Source organism: Phocaeicola sp. RTP21198st1_B8_RTP21198_201120 (assembly GCF_040929485.1).
Lineage (GTDB): Bacteria > Bacteroidota > Bacteroidia > Bacteroidales > Bacteroidaceae > Phocaeicola > Phocaeicola dorei.
Genome location: NZ_JBCOCI010000285.1, coordinates 1 through 967 on the forward strand (window position 1 = coordinate 1; position 967 = coordinate 967).

Below are 967 nucleotides of genomic sequence, written 5' to 3' on the forward strand. Positions count from 1 at the left end.
CTGCATTGATTGCCATTTCGATGGCTTCTTTCTTGTTTGCTGCCACATGTTCGCGGGTATAAAGATTGTTGATGTCCGCCCAGTCGGTGATTAACATTCCGTCCCATCCTAAGTCTTCTTTCAGCCATTGTGTAAGGAGTTCGCGGTCGGCGTGCACAGGCTTTCCGTTGATGGAACCACTGTTGACCATTATAGTCAGTGCACCTGCTTCCACACAAGCCCTGAACGGTGCAAAACATTTTTCACGCAGTTCGGAAACAGATATATAAGCCGGTGTGCGGTCCTTGCCGGTACGTGGCATGCTGTATCCCATGTAATGTTTCACGGAGGTGGCGATTCGGTCGGCGGGAATATGGTTAGGATCATCTCCTTGGAAGCCTCGGACAGCAGTGCTGCCCATAATGGCATTGACTAAACAGTCTTCTCCATAATTTTCCCATACACGCGGCCAACGGGGATCACGTGCCATATCGACAGTGGGGGAGTATGTCCAGGGACAATTGCTAGCCCTTGTTTCATAAGCCGTTACACGTGCCGCTTCGTAGGTCAAATCCGGATTGAAGGCAGCACCCATATTGATATTTTGAGGAAAGAGCGTGCCGCCCAATGTATAGGTAGTACCATGATTCTGATCCAGGCCGTAGATACATGGAATACCAATCTCCGCCATCGACAGTTCTTGTATTCGACCGATAATCTCGTTCCACTTTTCAGGGCTTTGTGCTACCGGGCCGGGAGCATTGAGAAACGAACCTACCTTGTATTCAGCAATCGCTTTGTGGAGTTTTGCCTCGTCCAATTGGAATTCTCCATTTATCGTCTCTCCTAATACATCAATAGCAAGCTCGGTCATTTGCCCTATCTTGGCGTCAAGATCCATCTTTGATAGAAGCTCTTCCACTTGTTGTTCTATTTTAGCGTCTTCAGGAATGGCAGTGGGAACTGCCTGTTTGGAACAGGCAGTCAT

General features: G+C 48.6%; 1 protein-coding gene. It reads right to left on the minus strand.

The window, feature by feature from the left end; translation table 11 throughout:
- Window positions 1-967 (minus strand): glycoside hydrolase family 3 protein (locus tag AB5935_RS25465; RefSeq protein WP_368327814.1); only part of this gene is annotated, 967 nt, incomplete at both ends.